The organism is Flagellimonas onchidii, from assembly GCF_004804315.1.
Classification (GTDB): Bacteria; Bacteroidota; Bacteroidia; order Flavobacteriales; family Flavobacteriaceae; genus Flagellimonas; species Flagellimonas onchidii.
The window spans coordinates 23898-47567 of the sequence record NZ_SRXX01000020.1; the positions used below are offsets into that span (position 1 = coordinate 23898).

At 38.6% G+C, this 23670-nt stretch carries 15 protein-coding genes; 13 read left to right on the forward strand and 2 right to left on the reverse strand.

Going from position 1 to position 23670, the window contains the following annotated elements; translation table 11 throughout:
* Window positions 1–30: 30 nt before the first annotated feature.
* From E4661_RS16700 to E4661_RS16715, 4 genes are all read left to right on the forward strand, one after another.
* Window positions 31–1914 carry a tetratricopeptide repeat-containing sensor histidine kinase gene (locus tag E4661_RS16700; protein WP_168796402.1) on the forward strand — a complete coding sequence of 628 codons (1884 nt, stop codon included), beginning with the start codon at window positions 31–33 and terminating at the stop codon, window positions 1912–1914.
* Window positions 1911–2555 carry a response regulator gene (locus E4661_RS16705; protein WP_136468608.1) on the forward strand — a complete coding sequence of 215 codons (645 nt, stop codon included), beginning with the start codon at window positions 1911–1913 and terminating at the stop codon, window positions 2553–2555. Before E4661_RS16700 ends, E4661_RS16705 begins: the two co-directional genes overlap by 4 nt.
* A gap of 177 nt (window positions 2556–2732) precedes the next feature.
* A complete protein-coding gene (locus E4661_RS16710; protein WP_136468609.1) occupies window positions 2733–3419 on the forward strand; it encodes a hypothetical protein in 687 nt (228 codons plus the stop codon).
* A gap of 60 nt (window positions 3420–3479) precedes the next feature.
* Entirely contained in the window at window positions 3480–4826 is a 1347-nt protein-coding gene (locus E4661_RS16715) for a right-handed parallel beta-helix repeat-containing protein (protein ID WP_136468610.1), read from the forward strand.
* 581 nt (window positions 4827–5407) lie between these two features.
* On the opposite strand, the gene E4661_RS16720 is transcribed toward E4661_RS16715, so the two are convergent.
* Window positions 5408–7567, reverse strand: a complete 2160-nt coding sequence (locus E4661_RS16720) for a glycoside hydrolase family 31 protein (RefSeq protein WP_136468611.1) — start codon at window positions 7565–7567, stop codon at window positions 5408–5410.
* Window positions 7568–8013: 446 nt separating this feature from the next.
* Here E4661_RS16720 and E4661_RS16725 point away from each other — a divergent pair, with 446 nt between their 5' ends.
* The 5 genes from E4661_RS16725 to E4661_RS16745 all read left to right on the forward strand — a co-directional run bounded on the left by E4661_RS16725 (window position 8014) and on the right by E4661_RS16745 (window position 15781).
* Window positions 8014–8559 (forward strand): sigma-70 family RNA polymerase sigma factor, encoded by a 546-nt coding sequence (locus E4661_RS16725; protein WP_168796403.1) that lies wholly within the window; start codon window positions 8014–8016, stop codon window positions 8557–8559.
* A gap of 168 nt (window positions 8560–8727) precedes the next feature.
* The gene (locus tag E4661_RS16730; protein WP_136468613.1) at window positions 8728–9882 is read left to right on the forward strand and encodes a FecR family protein; all 1155 of its coding nucleotides are present in this window, start codon (window positions 8728–8730) and stop codon (window positions 9880–9882) included.
* A 260-nt stretch (window positions 9883–10142) separates the two neighbouring features.
* On the forward strand, window positions 10143–13532 hold the full coding sequence (locus E4661_RS16735; protein ID WP_168796404.1) for a SusC/RagA family TonB-linked outer membrane protein: 3390 nt from the start codon (window positions 10143–10145) through the stop codon (window positions 13530–13532).
* A gap of 19 nt (window positions 13533–13551) precedes the next feature.
* Window positions 13552–14982 carry a RagB/SusD family nutrient uptake outer membrane protein gene (locus E4661_RS16740; protein WP_168796405.1) on the forward strand — a complete coding sequence of 477 codons (1431 nt, stop codon included), beginning with the start codon at window positions 13552–13554 and terminating at the stop codon, window positions 14980–14982.
* A gap of 28 nt (window positions 14983–15010) precedes the next feature.
* Window positions 15011–15781, forward strand: a complete 771-nt coding sequence (locus E4661_RS16745) for a hypothetical protein (RefSeq protein WP_136468616.1) — start codon at window positions 15011–15013, stop codon at window positions 15779–15781.
* Window positions 15782–15973: 192 nt separating this feature from the next.
* Here the strand turns inward: E4661_RS16745 and E4661_RS16750 are convergent, their stop codons facing one another.
* Window positions 15974–16516, reverse strand: coding sequence for an RNA polymerase sigma factor (locus tag E4661_RS16750; protein WP_136468617.1), 543 nt, complete (start codon window positions 16514–16516; stop codon window positions 15974–15976).
* Window positions 16517–16606: 90 nt separating this feature from the next.
* Here E4661_RS16750 and E4661_RS16755 point away from each other — a divergent pair, with 90 nt between their 5' ends.
* The 4 genes from E4661_RS16755 (at window position 16607) to E4661_RS16770 (ending at window position 23653) form a co-directional block, all read left to right on the forward strand.
* Window positions 16607–17758: a FecR family protein gene (locus E4661_RS16755; protein ID WP_136468618.1), complete on the forward strand. Its 1152-nt coding sequence runs from the start codon at window positions 16607–16609 to the stop codon at window positions 17756–17758.
* Between the two features lie 161 nt (window positions 17759–17919).
* Window positions 17920–21597 carry a SusC/RagA family TonB-linked outer membrane protein gene (locus E4661_RS16760; RefSeq protein ID WP_168796406.1) on the forward strand — a complete coding sequence of 1226 codons (3678 nt, stop codon included), beginning with the start codon at window positions 17920–17922 and terminating at the stop codon, window positions 21595–21597.
* Window positions 21598–21617: 20 nt separating this feature from the next.
* Window positions 21618–23081 (forward strand): RagB/SusD family nutrient uptake outer membrane protein, encoded by a 1464-nt coding sequence (locus E4661_RS16765; RefSeq protein ID WP_136468620.1) that lies wholly within the window; start codon window positions 21618–21620, stop codon window positions 23079–23081.
* A gap of 71 nt (window positions 23082–23152) precedes the next feature.
* Window positions 23153–23653, forward strand: coding sequence for a peroxiredoxin family protein (locus tag E4661_RS16770; protein ID WP_136468621.1), 501 nt, complete (start codon window positions 23153–23155; stop codon window positions 23651–23653).
* Window positions 23654–23670: the final 17 nt, after the last annotated feature.

Here is a 23670-nt window from a genome sequence, read left to right on the forward strand (position 1 = left end):
CAAAATCGTTTCGAACAAAAAATTGATAGTTTGGAGCAATTAATTGCAAACACTCCGGATGATACTCTAAAAGTATTCAGTTATAATGCTTTAAGCAAAACCCAGATGCAACTTAACAATCAATCTGAAATGTTGAAGGCGGCAGAGGATGGATTAGCGCTATCCAATAAATTGGGTTTTAAAAAAGGGGTAATACAAATGACTTTACGAAAAGCGGTGGCATTGGATATTATGTCACAGTTTGACAAGGCAATACCGTTATATGATGAAGGCCTAAAAATGTCCAAAATACAAGGAGAAAAGGAGATTGAGACAAAATACTACATCAACATTGGGGTAGGTTACTATTACGCAGGAGATTTAGATCTAGCTTTAAAAAATTACCTTTCCGCTTATGATTTGAGCAAATATATGTCCAAGGAAGATCTTGCAAAAGTACTTAACAACATAGGTATAATATATCGCATACAAAAAAAGTATGATAGGGCCGAGAAAATTTATCTAAAGTCATATGAGTTAAAGAAAGAGCTTAAGGACAGCCTTGGTATAGCGGGAAGTTTAATGAACCTTGGAATGATCTATCATGAAATGGGCGGAATGGAAGATAAAGCCATTCAACAATTGCAAGGTAGCCAAAAGATATATAATCTTTTGGGACTGTCGTATCACGTAGCTACTAGCGACGTTGCTTTAGGCGAAATTTTTCATGATTTAAATAATCTTAAAAGGGCAAAAAAACATTTAAATAATGCCTGGGACTATTTCAAGACTAATAGAAGTCAGCAATACTCAGTTGTGGTATTGGGTCACCTTGGCAATATAGCCCTCAAGGAAAGTGATGATAAAGCAGCTGAAAGTTACATGGAAGAGGCATTGAAGCTGGCAAGGGAATATGATCAAAAAGTCGATCAATTGGAACTTATGTACGGTTTAAGTGATATAAAACATAAACTGGCAAAAGACGCACAGGCATATGAGATTTTAAAAGAGGCGTCTGCTTTGGACGATACGTTGAATCAAACCGATCGTATCAAGGCCATGGAAGAAATGCAGGCTAAATTTGATGTCAAGGAAAAAGAAAAAGAACTCGAAATAAGTCAATTAAAATTAAATCAGCGGACACGTCAACGTAACATATTTTTATTTGGGGCTTCTGGCCTTACAGTTTTTGCCTTGACCGTTTTCTTCTTTCTCCGCAATCGAATAAGAATCAATAGAAAAATGGCTGCCCAAAATGAAGAAATTCATTCACAAAAAATTACCAAACTACAGCAACAGAACAAACTGCTAGCGCTGAACAGTATGATCGAAGGCCAAGAAGCGGAACGCATACGAATTGCCAAAGACTTACATGACAGTTTGGGAGGATTGCTAAGTACGGTAAAAGCTCATTTTACAACGATCCAAAACGAGGCTAAACAAGTGGAAAAAATCAAACTCACTCAGCGAACCAATGAGCTGATAGATGAGGCCTGCATTGCCGTAAGACGCATTTCTCATAATATGATTCCGCATGCCCTTACCCTTTCCGGTCTACCTACTGCAATGGAAGATATGGCGGATAACCTAAGAAATGAAGGATTTACTGTTGAGCTGAATATTCGAGAATTTCCAAGTGATGTAGTAAAGACCAAGCAGGCCATGCTTTATCGGTTGGTCCAAGAAGTTATCTCAAATATCAGAAAACATGCCAATGCAAAAAACATCCTTATCCAAATTTTGGGGGTTGATCAAGGACTAAGCCTTATTATAGAGGATGACGGTAATGGATTTGATTACGAAAAAGCTATAGTGTCTGGCGGTGTGGGTTTAAAAAGCATCAATGGTAGAGTAGAATTTTTAAACGGAACAATTGACTGGGACACTCAGTCTGGCAAGGGCACGACAATAACCATCAACATTCCAAAAGTATGATCAAGGTATTCATAGTCGATGACCATAAAATGGTCATAGAAGGGTTTCGATTATTGTTGAAAGACGAAACCGGAATTGAAGTGGTAGGCCATGAATTTAATGCAGAAGCAGCATTGGATTCTATCTCTGAAGCAACGCCAAATGTAATCTTATTGGATATCAACATGCCGGGGATGAATGGTATAGACGCGTGTAAACAATTAATGAAGATGATGCCCGCTGTTAAGATAATTGCCATTACCATGCACAAAGAAAGCAGTTTGATTAAAATGATGCTGGGCAATGGGGCAAAGGGATATGTTCTTAAAAATGCGGGTAAGGAAGAACTCATAGAAGCCATAGAGACCGTTTATAAAGGGAAAATGTATTTGGATGACATTTCAAACGAAATAGTCATCAATACAATGACTAACTCCAAAAAAAGCAGTCAATACAATACGCTGTTTCCCAAACTTTCCCGACGCGAGAAAGAAGTACTTCAACTAATATTGGACGAACATACCACACAGGAGATTGCGGACAAGCTTTTTATAAGTTTTGGCACAGTTGAGACCCACCGGAGAAATATGCTCATCAAGACAGGAACCCGAAATACCGCAGGCCTGGTTAGAGTTGCTTTGGAATACGAGTTGCATAAGTAACTTATTTTATCTTCTAAAGTGTAACTATTTTTTTCCTATATGATTTCATATATTTTTTGTTTTCATGGTTTTCAGATAAAGGAAAACCGAACAATGAATCTACATTTATGATATCTGTTGATTGCTTGACTGGAGACTGATCAACATTAAGAAATATAGGGAAACCAAACACTGATTATGAAAAAATTGATATATCTATCATTGGCAATGGCTGTATGTTCATGTGCATCTGATTCCCAGAAAAAGGGAATGGATCGTATTGCTGAACATTATGGAGCGAAAACGGCTTTTTCCAAGGGGTTTCAGACCAATAACGGGGTGACACGAAATGATTTTACGATAACTGTATCCGATAGTAAAATGTTGGATAGTCTTAGACAGGATATTACGGGGCCAAATATTGCATTGATGATGTATGGGAGCCTTGAGCCCGATGAAAGAATCAAATATGACATCATTAGGGTTGAATTTGCAATGCCCTCGGCGCAAGAACCAAAAACCTATGGTTATGAACGGGAAATGTTAGAACCGGCCTTGGACCAATCCTCTATCTATCATAATTTTTCCGACAATTTACTGAACGGTGACTATAAAGGCATTTCGGATGCAGTGGTACCCAAATTTAGAACCCCTGGTCTAAGGGACAACTTAAGCAAATTCATTGAAAACTTGGAGAAACTCCACGGGAAATTGAAAGGATACAAAAGAACAGGATTTGGGTTTTATAATTTATCCGACGGTCGCAAATTATATCATTTTACGGGGTATTTAAATTTTGCAGACGGGCATGGACAGGAATATTATGTAACGGTATCTACAGATACCGATGACGATTACATCCAAGGTTTTGATCTTGAATTTTAATTCCATTTATAAGCAACCCCTATTAAAAACACGTAAGTAAATAATTCAACTTTTATTAAAATGAGATACTTCAATAAATTTCTTGCTTTGGGATTCTTTTTTATATTCCTTTTTTCTCAAGGCCATGCCCAAGAGAATACCTCAAAAAACTTTTTAAACAAAGGTCGGGACTGGTACATTAGCAAAACTACAGGTTCGGGACAGATGGGAACCAAAGATCGACCCGCCAAAGATTTGGGTAATATCATACACCATCTAAAACCCAATGATAGAATTCATATTGCCGAAGGAATATATATGAGCAAAGGAAAAAGAGGTGCGGACGAGATCAATGTTCCTGTTCAAATATATGGGGGATATGATATCACCTTTGACAGGAGAGATCCTTGGAATGCCCATAAGACTATCTTTACCGGGGTAAATGAATATCAGAAATCCACTAATACCAGGTTGTACATCCGTACCGATCAACAGCGTGAATCGGGAGGCTTAAAATCTACCGGATCAAAAATTATTGTCGATGGGATTATCTTTGACAATGGTCCAAGAAATAGGTATCATCAAGACAAAAATTTGGCCATTCGAAGAAAGGCCAGTCCAACATCTGGAAGAAATCCTTCCCCTGAATCTGGGGGAATTTCCATTGTTGCCAGTAGGTATACCAACGTCATCGTTCAAAATTGTGTCGTAATGAATACAGCTCCTTCAGAGGGGGCAATATCTGTTAAGGTATTCGAAGGTGGAAAAGGAATCATCCAAAACAATTTCTGTTTCAACAATACGGGCTATGGCATACATGTGCGAACAGGATATGCAGGTTCAAATGAATCGAAAATACCCAAATATACCATAAGGCATAATACGGTGTTATTTACTTGGAAACATGATCCCATTGCATCATATGGGGGCGCTGCCGTAGCCTTTGATCAAAATTTAACCGCAATTGTGGAAAACAATGTATTAGGCTTCGGCCATAAGGGGGGAATCTATAATTTAGGAGCTAAATTGACGCTGATGAACAACCTTTTTACTGGCAATGGAAAATATGATTATAAGGAGATCAATGACAAGATGGCCATTGAGGATATTTTGGATGAAGCCATGCATTTAGATCCGATGAGCGACAGCAATAAAGGATTATTGATTAAAATACCAGTAGCAGAACGCTGGGCAGAAATTTATGCCAGAAGAAGAGAGGTCAGTAGAGCAAAAGTTGATGCTGCGGTTACTGTTTCAAATACTGGTGCAAACCAATTGAGAAGTATATTTGGACTTAATCTTCAAGGTTCCAATGTAGTCATGGATGCCGAAATTTTCTTGCCATTGATAACCGTTGAAGAGGCTTTGCCAGCAGGACTGTATCCTTGGGAAGGAATGGGGTGCAACATCCCCAAGCAGGTACAATAGCAATAGATAAACTATGTAATTTGTAAACTTTATCCTCTGTTTTAAATATTTCTATAAAAGGAACATTTTTTAGAACTACCCACCTATAGTTATGAAGTAATTAATCCCACCTTTATTTAAACTAATTCTGTTACAAGCTTTCTTTCTTTAGATGGACTGGCTTTGTAGCTTTTGGACTGGAAAAAAATGGTTAAATTTAGGGTCAAATAAGTTCATTTAAAATCCAAGTGCGATCCAGCTGGCATTTCGGTGCGCACCCAAAATAAATAAAATTATAACTTTTTGAATATCAGATAGATAATTGAGGTATTACGACCCTACCGTGGTCACTAAACGGGATTTTTCACGAATCGAGTGGAAACTCCCGTTTTTTATTTCCTTCAAATTTCCTGAAAATGAACGGATTGTGTTAAAAATTTCATTGACCCGAAAGGTTTGAACTAGCTTGTTTTTGAAGTCACACCCAATCCCATCAGGGAACACCATATATTGGATGCTCTTTAGTTTTCAAATAGCTATTGGTCTACGCAATGTTCATTGTGATAAAATAATGTGACCTTCTTTATATGAGCTTCTGTCTTTTATTTATTTTGGGTCATAAATTCCCAATTAATTTCGGATTTGTAGTTAAAGTATTCTTTGTTATCAATTTTGATACTTCCTTTAAATTCATTATTAAGCTTATCTACTTTCAATATTGCTTGACTGTATTTTCCTTTTTCATAGTCAAACGTGGTGCCATCATCATCATAAAGCAAAAACTTTCCTGGCGCCATTCCGTAGTGACGGACGGTGAGTTGGAGAGTTTCATTGGCAGAGGGCATTCTATTTCGTGCAGTAATCATGGGTATAATACCTCCATCTTTCACAAACAACGGTATTTGATCTAATCCAGGTGCTATTGTTATGATTTCCTGTTCTCCTGCAAATGCCCCAGTATAGAAATCATACCACTTACCGGTCGGTAATATTACTTGTCTTGTTTTTTCTCCCGTAAACATGGGAGCTACCAATATGTCATCACCCATCATGTATTGGTATTTGACCTCACGAATTGTTGCATCAGCATAGGGATTCGCTGTACCATCAAGTTCGCCCTTTACTTTTTCAGATTTAAAAGAGAAACCTTTTACCAATTGCATGGCTCTAAATGGTGGAATCCCTTCTTGTTGATATTTGGCAAATGCAGTATAGATATAGGGTAACAGTTGCATGCGCAATCGTGCAACTTCCCTTACCTCTTTTTCCACTTCTGGAAATGACCAGGGTTTGGTGCCATCTGCCCATGCGTTAAGCATAGCCATAGGAGAGAAGCAAACGGATTGCATTCTGCGCAACCATTCTTCGGCCGAACCGGATGCCCGTACCTCAGGAGTCCATAGAACCCCAATGAAACTGCTGTTTATAAGTGCAGTAATAAAGTCTTTATGGCTATAATAGTCATTGTAGATTACGTATGGCAAGCTGTTGGTTCCAACATTGGCCGCTCTGACCAATCCGTAGGTGCGCTGGTTTTTTTCCTTGAACCAGTCGGCGGTCATTTTCTGCATTATGGTGCCATAGATTTGTCGCATTTCTTCAGCTGTAGTCCCTGAAGGGAAAGTGGCTACATCGGGCCATAACCACTGGTCAAATCCGTCCACCTCGTCAATTTTATAGCCGCTTACACCTATGTCAATATGATTTTCCATAAAGTGGCTTTTGAAAAGTGTTTTGGCTTCTTTAAGAGTAAAATCGGGAACAATCCCATTCCAAACTGTATGTGAACCAGTAAATGGCTTTATCCTGGGATAAAGGCTACCTTTTGGTGATACGTATGGATTTATCCAAAGATTGGCCCGGATACCCTTGTCAAGAAGGCCCTGCACAAATCCTTCTGGATGCGGAAAACGACTTTTTTCCCATTCAAAGGTACATGGATAGGCCATTGTATGCCAGCCAGGCTCAACACCTATAAAATCAAGTGGAAAATCGTGAGACTCAAAATCGGCTACTTCTTTTTCGATATCCTTTGCACTGAACAATGTGGGAACACGCTGAGTGAAGCCTAAGCCCCATTTTGGAGGTAAGGTGCCACCGCCATTAAAAAGGTTATAGCGTTGTACCACTTCAAGCATGGAATCGCCTCCGAATACGTAAAAATCCGTGCCATCAGCGGGTACTAATATCTCGACGGCGTCAGAATAAGGTTGTGCCTCCCAACCACTATCGGTGTTTCTGTCATGAAGCACGGGAGGTTCATCGGCTTCTGCACGAACTCCGGTTCCAGCGTAAACTTGAATATACTTTGCAGCATCGATTAAGACACCATACCCTTCAGTTGAAACATAAAAAGGTACCGGTGCATGGCTACGCCCATTATCTTCATTTCCGTAGTGATCCATGTGCAGTTTAAGAATGCGACCTCTTTGGTTGTGGGTCTTGAAATTTAAGCCCAACCCGAACAGTTCTTCACCTTTTTGAAGTGGAAAACGAAGATAGGTCTCACCGTTGATTACCTCCGCACTTATTTTTTCTTTGTCCAAAGGAAATTCCGGATTGGAGAGTGTTGCTATCGCTTCATAATTAGGACTAATATCAGCCGCTTTAAGCAAACTTATGCTCTGTGTACGTCCAACACTTGCTCTCCAAATCCCATGGGCAGAATGTTCCCAAGTAACTTCAGTAGTACTATTCAATTTCTTTTGCGCAACTGTATCACAAGAAATGAAGGATAGCATCAATATGAAGGATAAAAACATGAATATTGGTTTCAAACCTTGATTATTTAAGAAAAGCATATTTTTTTATTATTAGAAGGGATTCAGAACCTAAAGGATTTTCCACTGAGGAATTTAATTTTCGATTCCATTGTCCATTTTTCATACATGAACTTATAAAAGTATGATTAATTGAACCCAATGCCACCTCTAACTGAGCAAATTATGATATTTTTTTTGCTCGGATGTTTGTTTAAGTAAGGATTGCTAAAAAAATATTTTGAATGTCCATAAGCTTTTTTACCATATGCAAACACTTTTCCTATTTTGACGGGAAAATTCCTAAACATTCTAGAGTTTACAGGCATTGACATAAATTGCTCAAATATTTTGACATATTTTTTTATATTATTGTAAAAAAAGTTTAAATATCTATGGGTAAGGATTCAGGGGCGCTAGTATCCAAAAACTTGGTAAAATCCCTAAAAATGGGAGATACAAAGGCCTTTGAAACTATTTTTTATATTTACGAAAGAAGGCTGTACTACTTCATCTTTTCTTTTACCAAATCCGAGTATATCACGGAAGAAATTGTACAAAAGGTATTTATCAAGATTTGGAATGTCAGGGAAAGTATTGAATTGGATAAATCTTTTCACTCCTTCATCTTTGTACTTGCAAGAAATAGTGCCATGAACTACTTGAGGGATGTTGGCAGAAGAAATTCATTAAAAACCGAATTGTGGCATAATCTTTCCAAGCAATATGAACATGTTGAAAACGACATCATTTTTTCCGAGTATAGAGAAATCGTTGATAATATTGTTCAATCGTTCCCACAAACAGAACAATCTGTATTTTTACTTTCAGTAGAACAGGGAAAAAGTAATATAGAAATAGCTTCTCTGTTGGGTATCCAGTCATCAACAGTTGGAAACCATTTATGGAAAGTCAAGCGATCGATAAGAGATCAACTACTTCCCTATATTAATTCCAACACTACCATTCTAGCCTTATTATTTCCCTTTTTATAGGCTTACAACACTTTGTTCATACATCTGAAAGGCGGTCATATTTTTTTAAGGTAAATCATTCATTTGAAAAAAAAATGAATTTTTTAAAGGATATTCATTAATCTCAGGTGTATTACTTATATATACCATAAGTCTTGTCAACCAGAAACGAACAAAAACATTGCAAAAATGGATGAAAATCAAAACGTTATAGCGTTATTCAAACGTTTTATACGCAATACCATAAGCAAATCAGATTTTAATAGGTTTTTTGGCCTGTTTGAAAAACCGGATTCGGAAGATAAAATCAAGGACCTAATGAATGAGCATTGGGAGAAAATCAATTCAGAAGCTGAGAATGCTCCCCAATATTCATTCAAGAATACAGAATTATTGGAGGATACTTTAGAAAAAATAAATCGAAAAGAACCACGAAAATTGGTCCCTAGGGTTTATATGATGGCAGCTTCCTTGGCACTACTGTTTAGTATTGGATATCTCTATTTTGTAAATCAAATAAATACCAGTGGAGAGCCCACGTTGAATCTTGTAGACGAGAAAATTATTTTGCAACTCGGTAACGGTGATACAAAAATAGTTTCAGAAGAAGAGGGTCAAATAATCGGTACAAATGGTTTGGTTGTGGGCACCCATACCAGTAATGGTATTGTATATGGGAATGACGTATCTGCTGAAAAACTTGAGTTCAATACGTTGATGGTTCCTTACGGTAAACGTTTTCAGGTGGCATTGTCAGACGGTACCAAGGTGCACCTCAATGCCGGGACTACCTTGAGGTATCCTGTAAAATTTATAAGTGGACTAAATAGAGAAGTCTATCTTGATGGGGAGGCATATTTCGATGTTGTAAAGGACAGGGGCCATCCATTTTTGGTGAATTCCAATAATTTGAGTGTCAATGTACTAGGAACAAAATTTAATGTTAAGGCCTACCCAGAAAATGAACATATAAGTACAGTATTGGCAGAGGGGTCCGTAGAAGTGCTCCACAACGAAACGCCTTCTGCTCTTTTAGAGCCTGGACATATGGCAACATGGCATAAAAGTTCAAAAAGCATGACTGTTGAAGAAGTAGATATTGAGCCCTATTTGGCATGGATGCAAGGTAGATTGATATTGAACGAAGTGGCTTTTGAGGTTATCCTTAAAAGATTGGAACGCCAATACAATGTGGAAATAATCAATAACAATCCAGATCTCTATGGAAGATATTTTACCGCCAAGTTTGACGTCGAGGATATTAACCAGGTAATGGAGAGTTTGAGCATATCCGCTTCATTCAGCTATACCTTGAAAGATACACAGATAATTATAAATCCCTAACCCATAAAAAGTATGAATTGAATTTTATTAAACATGTAAATCCTGGTTGACCAACAAAACAAGGACATAATCTACACAGATTGTTTTTGATCGAAAGTTTTAAATAAGCAACCAAAAAAAATCGGAAAATAGGCTAGGATTTTCCGATTTATTAAAGTGATCTAAAGAGAATAACTAACAATTTAAATCCAAACTAAAGTATGAAAAAATCCACTCTTAGAGTCGGACCCGTCTCTTATTTTTTAAAAATCAGCTTAAAAATGAAGCTTGCTTACCTCATCTTTATTATAGCGCTTTTTCAGTCCCATGCAAGTTCATATTCGCAGAATACTAAGATTTCACTGGAAATGCGAGACGTGACCATAGAGACTGTTTTGAATAAAATTGAAGAAAAAACAGGGCATAAGTTCTTATATGAAAAAGGAGTGTTCCAAACCAACAAAGTTGTTAGCATTTCTGCAAAAAAAGAAAAGCTTTCCCTTGTTCTGGACAGATTGTTCAAATCATTAAACGTGAACATCCATTATTTGGAGAAACAAATAATCATTAAAAGAATGATAGACCGACATGTGAGTAGACAAGTTGGATCCCCCCCACAGCATGTCATTACAGGGAATGTTACGGATAAAAATGAATTGCCCTTGGCGGGGGCCAATATTATAATCAAGGGAAGTACGGTAGGTACGCTGACCGACTTTGATGGGAATTATGAAATAACGGCCAATGAAGGACAAATACTTGTATTCAGCTATGTGGGAATGATTCCGGAGGAAAAAGTGGTAGATGCCACTGTGGGTACCATAAACATTAAATTACTTGATGCAAATGAACTAGAGGAAGTTGTGGTTGTGGCCTATGGTACCCAAACCAAAGAGTCGGTTGTCGGTGCTGTAGCAACTGTCTCTGAAAAGGTGATTCAAAACCAACAGGTCACCTCGCCCCTAAAGGCACTCCAAGGATTGGTCCCAGGTGTTAATGTACTTTCAACTAATGGAGAACCGGGAAGTAACCCAAGTATAAGAATTAGGGGCTTCGGAAGTATCAATGCCGCGCAAAGCCCACTTATCGTAATAGACGGTGCCGCTTTTAATGGTAATATAAACGTTATAAGCCAAGACCAGATTGAGTCAATAACCGTTTTAAAGGATGCATCATCCACATCTTTGTACGGATCAAGGGGGGCAAACGGTGTAATCTTGATCACGACAAAAAAAGGAAAAAAAAACACGGCACCTTCCGTAACTTTTCGAACACAGGTCGGTTTTTCCAGCCCTGCTGTTGATTTACCCGATTTTTTGGAAACAGAAGATTTGATGAAGCTGACTTGGGAAGCATTGAGAAACACCAACCAATATGTGAGAGGTCAAGAAGCAGGGGATGCTGGCCAAAATGCGTCTGATGAACTCATTGACTATCTGGGGTATAATCCCTATAATGTAAACAATCCAATTGATGCCAATGGAAATCTGGTACCCGGAGCATCCTTGTTATGGGATACGGATTGGGAAAGTGAATTGATCAGAAACAATGCATTGAGGACCAACCATAACCTTAGTGTGTCCGGTGGCGATGAAAGGAGCACCTATCTTATGTCCTTCGATTATTTGAATGAAGAAGGAACGTCTATTGGCACGGATTTTGAACGAGCCGCGGTAAGCTTGAATTTGGAATCCCAGGTTACCGATTGGTTAACAGTTGGATTGAACACCAGCTTTTCACGTTCGAAATCCAACTTGTCGAATCCCAACAATGTTGAGTCAATTAATTGGATTTACAATGTATCGAGTATTTATCCGATATATGCGAGGGATGCCGATGGAAATCTTCATAGAGACAATGAAGGAAATCTAATCTTTGATTATGGTAACGGTACTGTTGAGGCCAATCAAATTGTTAACAGCATTAGGCCAGGTTCTGCTTTGGCAGGTTTTAGCGAGCTTGGAAGCATAAATTTAGGGATAGATAAAAGAAAACGGATCAATTATTTGGGGAGTGCCTTTGCAGAGGTACAAATCATAGATGGTCTTAAATTCAAAACCCAGTTCAACTATCAGCATTACCTGTACGATGATTTTGAATTTGATGATGATTTGTTTGGATTTGCTTCAGAAGCTGGGGGCAGAATTGAGCAAAGAAGGGATATTACTACAACGGTCAATGCCATTCAAAGTCTAAATTTTGCCAAGGATTTTGGGACGCACCATATCTCAACAGATCTATTGACCGAGGCGTATACCGTGGAGATTGATCGATTGACCGCTCGTGCATCAGGTTTTTTGCCAAATGTGACAAGTCTTAATGGCAATACAACCCCCGAAATTACAAATGGTTTTGTACAAGAAGAAAGGTTGAACAGTTATTTAGGAAGGTTTGCCTACAATTATGATAAAAGATATTTTGCAGAATTTTCAGCACGTAGGGATGGTTCTTCAAGATTTAGTGAAGAGACCAGATGGGGTAATTTCTTTTCAATGGGTGCAAGTTGGATTGTTTCCAATGAGCGCTTCTTGCAAAATAACAAAGTGCTCTCCTTTTTAAAACTAAGAGCTTCTTATGGTGAATTGGGCAACAATAGGGGAATAGGTTTTTTTCCTTACCAGGCGGTGTTCAATTCTGGATGGAACAATGAAGGTAACTCTGGTGTTTTGTTAACCGAAGTTGCAGACCCTAGAATTAGTTGGGAAAAAACGGCTTCCACTAACCTGGGAGTGGACTTTAGCCTCTTCGATGGAAAAATTTCAGGTACAGTTGATTATTATGACAGGGAATCTGTGGATCTTATTTATGACAAACCGTTGCCTACATCTACCGGGGTTGATGAAATTACCACTAATGTAGGGGCGGTAAGAAACTATGGATTGGAAGTATCCTTGAATACCACCAATATTTCCACAGAAAACTTTACCTGGAACACGGGGATAAACTTTTCTCTGGATAAGAATGAAATTACCGAATTGACCCAGGACGAATTTATATCTGGCACCAAACTATTTAAAGTAGGGAACTCTCTTTTTGACTTTTACCTTCAGGAATGGGCGGGTGTAGATCCTACAGATGGTCAAGGTATGTGGTTCATGGATATACTTAATGACGATGGTGAAGTGGTGGATAAGGTGACAACAAAAGATCAGAGTCAGGCCACTCGATACCTGAAAGGTTCTGCATTGCCAGATGTTATTGGAGGTTTTTCAACGTTCTTTAAATATAAACAGTTTGATCTTAACATATTGGCCAACTTTAGCTTTGGCGGAGAATTATACAATGGTAACTATGGAAACCTGATCAACACTTTTAATTCACCTGGATCTACAGCACATGTGGACAATCTTAACAGATGGCAACAACCAGGGGATATAACAAATACGCCATTATTGTTGGCAAGCCCCCATGACCACAGCTTTAGATCAACACGGTTTTTGTTCACGAACAATTACGTCCGTTTGAGGAGTTTGACCTTAGGGTACAACTTTGATCGGCAATTATTGGAAAAATTTGGGTGTAGTAGCCTAAGGTTGTTTATCCAGGCAGATAATCTGTTTACGTTCCAATCCCTCAAAGGAATAGATCCAGAGCATGGTTTTAGCGGCGTTGTAAATTCAAGACCACGAATTCCTAAAATTATCGCCGGAGGTCTAACAGTTACTTTTTAATCTGAAAAACATGAAAACAATGAAATTAAAAGATATAAAAATAAGATATATGGCCCTTTTACTGGGCTGCATATTTATGACAAGTTGTTCAGATGACTTTTTGGATGAACCTGCCAGTGAAGAAGGTATTACAGCTAATGCGGTTTTTGCCGACAGGTTGGGAGTTGAGGCCTATATAACCGGCATCCTAAAAAGGTCTAGGAGCCAGCATACACGAACAGATCGTGCCGGATTGAACTCTGTGTATTTTGCAAGGGATTTAAAGGGTAATGATTTGATACAGAGAGCTACTTGGTTTGCAACCGATTATACATTTGAAAATAGGGAGCCAGGGCATTCAAGGCCAGTCTTTACCTGGGATTATTGCTATGAACATGTAAATCATGGCAATGTGCTTATTGATGGTGTGACGAATAGTAGTACTTTGGATGAGAACAGTAAGAGGGAATTTATTGCCTTTGGCAAATTCTGGAGAGCATTTCACTATTTTCAGCTGGCATTGGAGTTCGCGCCAAACTACAGAAACGATCCCAGTATTTCAAGATTGCCAATCTATACCAATCCTGCCACCGGGGAATCCGAAGGTAACCCTACCAGTCCTTTGAGCGATGTGTTCGAACTTATTTTATCTGATCTCAATGAGGCGATTGCAGATTTGCCGGATACTAGAATCGGAAAAAGTTACATCAATAAGGCCGTTGCCCAAGGTGTCTTGGCCAGGGTTCTTTTGGTAACTATGGACGATTGGGAGAAGGTATCTTCCTTGGCAAGGGAAGTTTATGGAGGCGACGCAGAAACAGCGGTGCCTTCCAACAATTATAGCATTGGATTTGTGGACTTTACAGACCCAGAATGGGTTTGGGCATTGTACCAAGATGAGGTCGAGACCCATTTTTTCTGGTCTGCTGCACCAGGTATGATGGATCATGACCTAGGTTTTTTCAAGGCTACCTATATTAACAGAAACTTTGTCAACGAATTTTCAGCAACAGATTCAAGAAATTTGTTTGCGGATATCTACAACTCATCCACTCCATATAGGGAGTTTGTATCATCTAAGTTTAAGTTCGAGTTTGAAGCGGATATTCCCCTTATGAGAAAATCAGAGATGGTATTGATTGATGCAGAGGCGCAATACCACTTGGGGAATGAATCCGTTGCCCACGATCTGCTCTTTGCCCTACAAAAGGACAGAGACCCAGGAGCCATAATATCCACAAATACAGGACAGGATCTGTTGGATGAGATTTTATTGGAAAGGCGTAAGGAACTCTATGGGGAACTTGGCGTGGAATGGTTCGATGCAAAGCGGTATCGCTTACCTATTAACAGGGACCCCGTTCATAGGGTTGTGGTCAACGTTCCTGTAGATAGCGAGCTCCTTTTCCTGAAAATACCCCAAAAGGAAATAGATGCAAACCCAAATATTGATGCCAGTATCAACAATTAATGAATAAGAAATAAAAATATTTGACTTTATGAAAAATACTTCAATTTTAGTATTGTTAGTGGCATTTATTGGATTATTTGCTCTTAACAGTTGCGACGATATTCAAGACGGCAATGAGTTTACCTTTTTATCTGCGGGTGAAATAGACTTTAGTGTAATTCTCAACACCACAGGTTCGTTGGATGTAACCATTTATTCGAACGATATTAGCACGTTGGACAGAACATTCAACCTAAAAGTTTCCGAAGAAAGCACCGCTTTGGCTTCGGATTATACCGTACCCAATTCATTCACTATCCCGGCAAATGCAAATGAGGCGGTGATTGCCATTACCGCAAAGGATGTGACCAGTAAATTGGTTTTGGAGATTGAAGATCCTGATGAGAATGTATTTACGGAAGACATAATCATAAACATTTTAAAGGTATGCCCTTTAGATCGGGATACATTTGCCGGAGATGCTACCGTACTGGAAGAAGCATGGGTAGACTATGATCCAGAAGATATTATTCGTGTTGAAGCAGGCACAAATGAAAATGAATTCTTTATTTTTTCAGCAAATAAGTCTTACATAGCCAATAGGGATGAAACGTATTTAATTTTAACGGTTGATCCAGAAACATCAGTAGCAACGGCAATTTCCAAGGAGCCTTATCAATATAGTTTTGGAAACTTGGAAATAACAGGAGAAGGAACTGCCGACCCGTGTACAAAGACAATAAACTTGACAATGAAGCATACTCGGGTGAGTGATAATGCAATGTGGGCCAATCGTAGTTTAATCATACAACTCCCTTAATGGGTCAACCTTTTCTAACAGGTAGGATAACTTTTACTTTGAGTTAGTTTTTTAAGCCTCTGTAAACTTGATTGTTTATAGGGGCTTTTTCTAAAGCTACAATTAGGTCTAGAGATATCTCTAATTAGATGGAGAAATAACATTGAATTGTCTGTAAATCTTCAACTAAAAGTGGACTGAACTTTGCCTTTTTTATTTTTTGAAGTCCTTTCTAAGTATAGAAAACGCCTTGCTCATCTGAACTTCAACAGTCTTAACAGATATCTTGAGAATCTCGGCTATTTCTTGGTATTTATAACCTTGTAACTTGCCCAGTTCAAATATTTCCTTGCATCTTGGAGGTAATTTTTCAATGGAGTACTTTAATCTTTTTAATTGCTGTTGAACCAACTCCTCGTCCTGGTCTTGTTTTTCCATCCCAAACTTAAGGGTAAGCCTGTCAATAAGCTTTAACTCCCTTTTGTGCTTTCTATAGTAATCAATAAATTGATTGTGCGCCATGGTATACAAAAAACTCCTAATGGATTGATCGGTATTTAAACTGGAATGGTTGTTCCAAAGTTTAATAAAAGTTTCCTGAAGTATGTCTTGTGCAATTGCTCTATTATTGGTTAAACCCATTAGATAGTAGAACAGACCATCATGGTAAGCCTCATAAAAAAACTTGAAGGCAGTTTTATCCCCTTCTTTCAAAGCCGACTTCAGCAAGGTGGTATTTTCCTCTGTTATCTTCAAGTTCCGTAAAAGTTAAACTTTTTTTAAAAAAAACAACGGTAAAAATAGGGGTATTTAAATAATAGATCGTATGAAAAGAAAATATAGGCAGTGATAAAAAAGGAAGAAATAGAAATATTGATTGTCAAGCATATTAATAATCAATTGAATGCAGCCGATGCCCGGCTGTTGAATAAATGGCTGCAATCCCCAAAAAACCAGAAACTGTTTAAGGAATATATCACCCTTAACTTTTCGTTGGAGCAGCTAAAAGGGGTTGATATAGGATTAAAAAATACAACCTGGAATAATATAGAAAATAATTTACAGGCAAAAAGTAGACGTATACAATATTGGAAATACGCTGTTGCCGCAGCTGTTGTCTTACTGATTTCAACTTCAATATTCCTAAACAGGGATAGTATTGGTTCGGAAACCCCAGAAGTTGTCACAAATAATATAGTGCCCGGAACGGATAAAGCGGTCCTTACCATAGAAAATGGGGCCAATATTACCCTAGTGGAAGGTCAGGAATATAATCTGGAACATTTGGTCACAGACGGCACACAGTTGGCATATAGATCAAACAAGGGTTCCGTCGATGCTGAAGTAAAGTACAATTATTTGACCATTCCAAGAGGGGGGCAGTTTTTAGTGAAACTATCAGACGGGACTAAGGTGTGGTTGAACTCAGATTCTAAATTGAAATATCCGGTAAGTTTTCTAAAAGGAACTTCTCGGGATGTGGAGTTGGTCTATGGAGAGGCTTATTTTGATGTTTCACCAAGCGAGGAACATGGCGGTAGTGCCTTTCGGGTATTCTCCAAAAATCAAGAATTGGAAGTATTGGGTACTGAATTCAATATTAAGGCTTACGATAATGAAGCTGATATTGCCACTACCTTGGTTGAAGGTAAGGTCTCTGTTGTCAATGCTGATATTTCCAAAACATTGGCTCCAGGAGAACAATCCAAATTTAACTTGGAAACGCAAGATTTTTCGGTTGGTAAGGTGAATATTTATGATGTCATTTCATGGAGACAGGGAGTGTTCAGTTTTGAGGAAGTACCCCTATCAGAAATCGTGAAGGTATTGGCACGATGGTATGATGTGGATTTCGAGTTCAAAAATGAAGCAATAAAACATGAAGCTTTCACCGGTGTGCTCAATAAAAACCAAAACTTGGAACACATTTTACATACTATAAAAAATACGAACAATATGAAGTTTAAAACGGATGCTAAAAAGATAATCCTTGAATAAAAATAAGGGAAAGAAAAGTCAAGACCTCTCACAATCCTAGACTTCCTCTCCCCTTTATCTATAATTAATTAAAACATTGTTTAACTAACTCTCACAAATTTATGGAAAATACATTTACGAATGTTCATCTTTCTATTAAGAAAAAATTATTGAACATTGCCATGAGAACACTATTTTTTTTATGTTGTAGTATTGCTTTAGGGTTTACTCCAGAAAATGGCTTCTCCCAAAACGCCAAAATTACCATTGATTCTGATAAGACCGTTACTGTTGAAGAGGTTTTTCGCCTCATCAAGGCCCAAACCGATTACACCTTTATTTTCAAGTCGGATCAATTTAAGGACCATCCTAAAGTACAATTGGAAGAAGGAGTGCTTACCGTTAAAGAGCTCCTTGAGAAAAGTGTAGCCAAATCCGGTTATAAGATTGGGTTTACCAAGGCCAACACCATTTTGGTGGTACCAAGACCTAACAAAGCTACCTTGATTTTTCCGGAACAAGATACTTTTATGATAACGGGTACCGTGACCAATGAAGTAGGACAACCCTTGGCTGGTGCCTCAGTATATGTAAATAGTCAAAACCCTAATGAAGATTTTGACCGATCAGACTTTGCTATAAGAGGTACCACAACTGATTTTGAGGGTAATTTTGAATTGGAAGTATCAATAAACTACTACCTGATTGTTGGTTATATTGGATTTGAGCAGTTTTCCCAACAGATTACTTCAAAGGACCAAACGGTATTTCAAATTATACTTAAAGAATCCAAAAACCAGTTGGATGAAGTCGTGGTAACAGGATATACTTCTGTAAAACGTAACAGGACGGCAGCTTCTTCTACAAAAATTGGTGGAAAGGCAATAGAACGTCAAATAACATTAAATGTGGCCAGTAGGTTGGAGGGTCTTTCCCCAGGATTGTTGACCACAGTGGAAAATGCAGATGGCGGGGAAGAACTGACATTTACATTAAGAGGGCAAAGTACGTTTGACCAAGGTGGAGTGGGACAACAGGCTACAAGAGCCAATAGGGCGCCATTGATTGTGGTAGATGGCTTTCCTATAGAAGGTGGAATAAATTCTGTAAACCCTAACGATATTGAATCCATAGACCAATTACAAGATGCCGCTGCAACCGCACTTTGGGGGGTTAGGGCATCTAACGGAGTTATTGTGATTACCACAAAAAAAGGAGGAGTAGGAAGACCTCAATTTACATATTCCACAAATTTGTTTATTTCAGAAAAACCAAACCTAGATGATTACCAAGTAGCTAGTGCAGCAGATTTGGTGGACGTTATTTCTGAAGGAATTCAAGCAGGACAGGATTTTGATGCAGCTAGTGGTAATAACAGAAGGTTTTTAAACGGTGTGCAACAAGTTTGGTGGGATTATTACAACCAATCAGGAACTTCCCCTGGAGCCCCTGATGACCCAAATTTTGCACCAGCGAGGGATGCTGCTCTGGCACAACTTTCCCAAAACGACAGTTTTAGGGAGTGGGAAGATAATCTGCTAAGAACTAGTTTTAGTACCCAACATAATTTTAGTGTAAGGGGAGGGAATGGTGCGCACAACTACTATTTTTCAACTACTTACAATGACATCGAATCGGTAGAGATAGGGGACAAAAGCAATAGGCTTAATCTACTGCTGAACAACGATTTTAGGTTCTCTGATAAATTTAGTGCCAATATCGGTGTTAATGCCGTGTTTGACAATGCAGAGCGCAATGCAGAGGGCATAGGTACGGTGGCAGTAACTCGAAGCGGTGACCAAGGTGATGCTTCGGTGCCAAGATTTACATCCTTGTATAATGCGGATGGCTCACTCGCCAATGTTCCAAGAAGAATCAGTTTGCCCTACCAGGATGAATTGTTGAGTTCAGGAGCGGGGTTCTTGCCTTTTTCTTATAATCCCATCACAGAAATGGCAAATAACGATTTCACCACCAGAAGAAGAAACTATCGTTTTAACATTGGTCTGCAATATAAATTAACAGATTGGTTAACAGCTGATGCCAAGGGGCAGTATGAAACTGGTTTTAATGAACGCAGAGCCTATCGTAATGAGAGTAATTATAACACACGGTGGAGGATTAATAGTTGGTTATCAACCGATGCCAATGGCTTCCCGGTATATGCGTTCCCAAGAGGGGGTGTTTTAGACTTAAGGCAATCAGAACTTAACAGTTATACCTTAAGAGGGCAATTGCTCTTTAACAAAGTGTTCAATAAACACCATATTACGGCTACCATAGGTGCCGAAATAAGAGAATATACCACAGATGAAGACTATAGGCAATTGCTTGGTTATAATGACCAAACCAAACAACAGGATGTAACTGTGGACTGGAGATTTTTATCAAACGTCGACCGTTCGTATAGATCTATCATCCAATCTTTTGGCCCAAGGTATTCAAACCCAGCGGCCATTACTACGGTGGAAACCAGACAAGTTTCAAGTTTTGGTAATTTGGTCTATACCTTTGATAACAGGTACTCTTTGAACTTTACCATAAAAAATGATCAGACCAACATATTTGGGGTTTCCGCAAGATTACGTACCAACCCATTATGGGCGGTTGGGGCCAATTGGAACGTGACCAACGAGAAGTTTTTTAATGTAAACTGGATTGATAACTTAAATATCAAAGGTAGCTACGGTATCGCTGGTAATATCTTGCCAGGATCTAGAGCTGTCTCTGTTCTGTCTGTAAGGCAAGGGATAACGAGTAATGGTGAACGAGGGGTGATTGGTCTAGGGCTTCCTGGAAACCCCCAACTGTCTTTTGAGCGTACGGCCACAACAAACCTAGCTTTAGAAGGAAACTTTTTTGGGCGTTTATTTGCTAGTTTTGAATATTATGACAAAACATCCACAGATCTGCTCATTCCCGGGGAAATCAACCCTACTTTAGGATTTAGAACTTTAATTATTAACGATGGCGAACTGAAGAATACCGGATTCACAGCAGTTTTAGCAGGGGATATTGTACAATCTGAAGATTTTACTTGGAATACAAATTTCAACTTTAGCTACAACAAGAACCAGGTGGTGTCCTATGATTTTCAGTTTCCTGAAAATGCTCAAATTTATATTATTAGAGGAGGGGAACCAGGAGGCTATTTTGAAGGTATGCCCTTAGGTGTAAGGGCTGCTTACCAATGGGCAGGTTTAACCGATACGGGAGGTTCACAAATATTGGATGCCAATGGAAATATAGTAAGATACGATTCTACTGAATTTGGTTTTGGTGGTATAGAGGACGAAAATGCGCTTACTTTTACCAAACCATTTCAGGCTCCTTATTTTGGAGGATGGACAAACGCCTTTACCTATAAAGGATTTACATTATCGGCATTGATTTCGTATAAAATGGGACATGTATATAAAAGTCCTTACGAAACCCCATTTACAGGAATAACCACTATTCATAGGGACGTAGCAAACCGTTGGCAGCAACCTGGGGATGAAGCCACAACAGATATACCATACCCATGGTTCAGTAGCTTTACTGAAAGAGCAAATAGTAGTAGTTATTTTGATGATGCCAACATACGTTATAAAGATGCCAGCTTTGTGAGGCTAAGGGACATTACTTTAAGATATGACCTTAACAAAGAAGTGCTTAAAAGGTTGCCTTTTGAAGGTATATCCTTTACCGCACAAGTAAGAAACTTAGGGCTTCTATGGAGGGCAAATAAAGAAGACATCGATCCAGACTACGTGCCATTTTCTGGAGGAGCTTTTCAAAACCAGAATAGCTTTATATTAAGCAGAGAAACGGTTTCACCTAACAAACAATTTGTGCTTGGATTGGAATTTCAATTTTAACAACATAAAAAAATAAAAAAATGAAGTATTTTAATATAAAAATAGTAGCACTGTTGTTTTTATTGAATACAACAGTTTCCTGTGATGATTACGTAGATATTGAGCCGCAAGGTTTTGCTATACCCGTTAGTGCCATAGAACTTGATTTGGTTTTGGAAAGTGGTCAGTCCTTTGATTTAAGAGCCGACCAAATGTACTCGCGTTTGTTGACCGATGATACAGGATGGACATTTGATTTCCAAGAATTTTTTGCTCAGGAAAACCCTGACGATATTCATGAACTGAATTTTTATCGATTTCTTCCGGAGCCCATACCTCAAGGACAAAGTGACCCAACATGGAATCAGGTTTACGCAACCATTGGACAAACTAATTTTGTCCTGGATTTCATAGATGAGGTTGAAGCTACCGATAGCGAACGTTCTAGAATAAAGGCAGAGGCATTAGCGGCAAGGGCTCTTTCCTATTTTGTTTTGGTGAATACTTATGGCCAACCTTATACCACAGCAGTAGAAAATGATGAAGATTCTGGGGTGCCGATCATAATCGGGACGTTTGGGGATACAGGTCAATCCTTAAAACGGGCAACTCTTAAAGAGGTTTACGAACTTATCATTGAAGATTTGGAAGAAGCGATAACATTGTTTCCTGCCGATTTGGTAAGCAATAATTTTAGACTGAGCAAGGTGGCTGCCTATGCTATATTGGCAAGAACGTATCTGGTTATGGGGCAATATGCCATGGCGGGCGAAGCTGCGGATGAAGCATTGGCCATAAAAGATAACCTGTTGGATTATAATACCGATTTGCTGGAAGGTGAGGTATTTGATTTTTCTTGTTTTTGTTTTGTTGGCAATGACAAATTTGAAGAACCTGTGAACCATGAAAATCCAGAGATGATTTTAAATAGAGGTCTCATATTTGCCCCAGGATTTTTTAATCAAAATACCTTTGAGTTTATTTCTACAACAATTCTATCACCAGATTTAGAGGCCATCTTTGATCAAACCAATGACCTGAGATATGCTAGAAGAACTTCTGACGGAACTTTCGGAAGGATTCTTAACGAGACTGATAATGCCTTTAATGGCATCAGAGTGTCCGAAGTATGGCTTATTAAAGCGGAGGCTGAGGCCAGAACCGGAGATTTTGGTCAAGCTATGTCCATAATCAACAATTTAAGGGCAAAACGATTTGATACAGCCGTGGTAGCTGCCGATGGACATATCCTTACGGCTACAAATCAAACGGAAGCCATTCAGCATATTTTGGAGGAAAGAAGAAGGGAGTTGATGTTTACAACTTCCAGGCTAATAGATATCAGAAGGTTGAACGCTTTGGAAAATGCAAATATTTCCGTCACACATGTTGTAGGTGATGGGGTTACAGAAACCTTAGGACCTAACGATAATAGATGGACCTATGCCATTTATTCTGATGTGATAGATATGAGCAATGGTGAAATTGTGCAAAACCCTAGATAAAATAATAAGCTAAATAAGGCGGTATGATTGCTGTACCGCCTTATTTATTATAGAATTATAAAAATAATCGTATGAAAAAGAAAATAATTTTTTTGAAAGTTATATTTATGTTGTCCGTTAGTTTGAATCTATCTGCGCAGGAAACTTTAAAGGTTGGCGATACCGCTCCTAATTTTGAGTTGCAGGCTTCTAACGGGAACACCTATAATCTTTCAGATTTTAAAGGAAAAATGGTCGTGTTGGATTTTTGGGCCATGTGGTGCGGGCCTTGTAAAAAGAAGATGCCCAAGATTCAAGAACTACACAAAACTTATAACAAAAAAGGCGTTGAAGTGTTGGGCATGTTAGCTATGAACTCTGGTGCAGAAGATAAAGCAAAAGCCTATTTTAACGATAAAGGGTATAGCTTTAAACTTATATATGGTAACGATCAATTGGTCAAAGATTATGGTTTGATGTTTTTGCCAACAGTAACCGTTATCGATCAAAAAGGTGTGATATTATATCATTCCACAAAACCAAACCCAAATGAGTACGAAGATATTGTAAAGCTGATTAAAGAACATAGTTAATCAATCTTGTTGGTTGT

Bases quoted from the DNA above. Each gene is read 5' to 3' on its own strand.
- E4661_RS16705 (WP_136468608.1), top strand. From the start codon at position 1,911: ATGATCAAGGTATTCATAGTCGATGACCATAAAATGGTCATAGAAGGG.
- E4661_RS16710 (WP_136468609.1), top strand. From the start codon at position 2,733: ATGAAAAAATTGATATATCTATCATTGGCAATGGCTGTATGTTCATGT.
- E4661_RS16715 (WP_136468610.1), top strand. From the start codon at position 3,480: ATGAGATACTTCAATAAATTTCTTGCTTTGGGATTCTTTTTTATATTC.
- E4661_RS16720 (WP_136468611.1), bottom strand. From the start codon at position 7,567: ATGTTTTTATCCTTCATATTGATGCTATCCTTCATTTCTTGTGATACA.
- E4661_RS16725 (WP_168796403.1), top strand. From the start codon at position 8,014: ATGGGAGATACAAAGGCCTTTGAAACTATTTTTTATATTTACGAAAGA.
- E4661_RS16730 (WP_136468613.1), top strand. From the start codon at position 8,728: ATGGATGAAAATCAAAACGTTATAGCGTTATTCAAACGTTTTATACGC.
- E4661_RS16735 (WP_168796404.1), top strand. From the start codon at position 10,143: ATGAAGCTTGCTTACCTCATCTTTATTATAGCGCTTTTTCAGTCCCAT.
- E4661_RS16740 (WP_168796405.1), top strand. From the start codon at position 13,552: ATGAAATTAAAAGATATAAAAATAAGATATATGGCCCTTTTACTGGGC.
- E4661_RS16745 (WP_136468616.1), top strand. From the start codon at position 15,011: ATGAAAAATACTTCAATTTTAGTATTGTTAGTGGCATTTATTGGATTA.
- E4661_RS16760 (WP_168796406.1), top strand. From the start codon at position 17,920: ATGAGAACACTATTTTTTTTATGTTGTAGTATTGCTTTAGGGTTTACT.
- E4661_RS16765 (WP_136468620.1), top strand. From the start codon at position 21,618: ATGAAGTATTTTAATATAAAAATAGTAGCACTGTTGTTTTTATTGAAT.
- E4661_RS16770 (WP_136468621.1), top strand. From the start codon at position 23,153: ATGAAAAAGAAAATAATTTTTTTGAAAGTTATATTTATGTTGTCCGTT.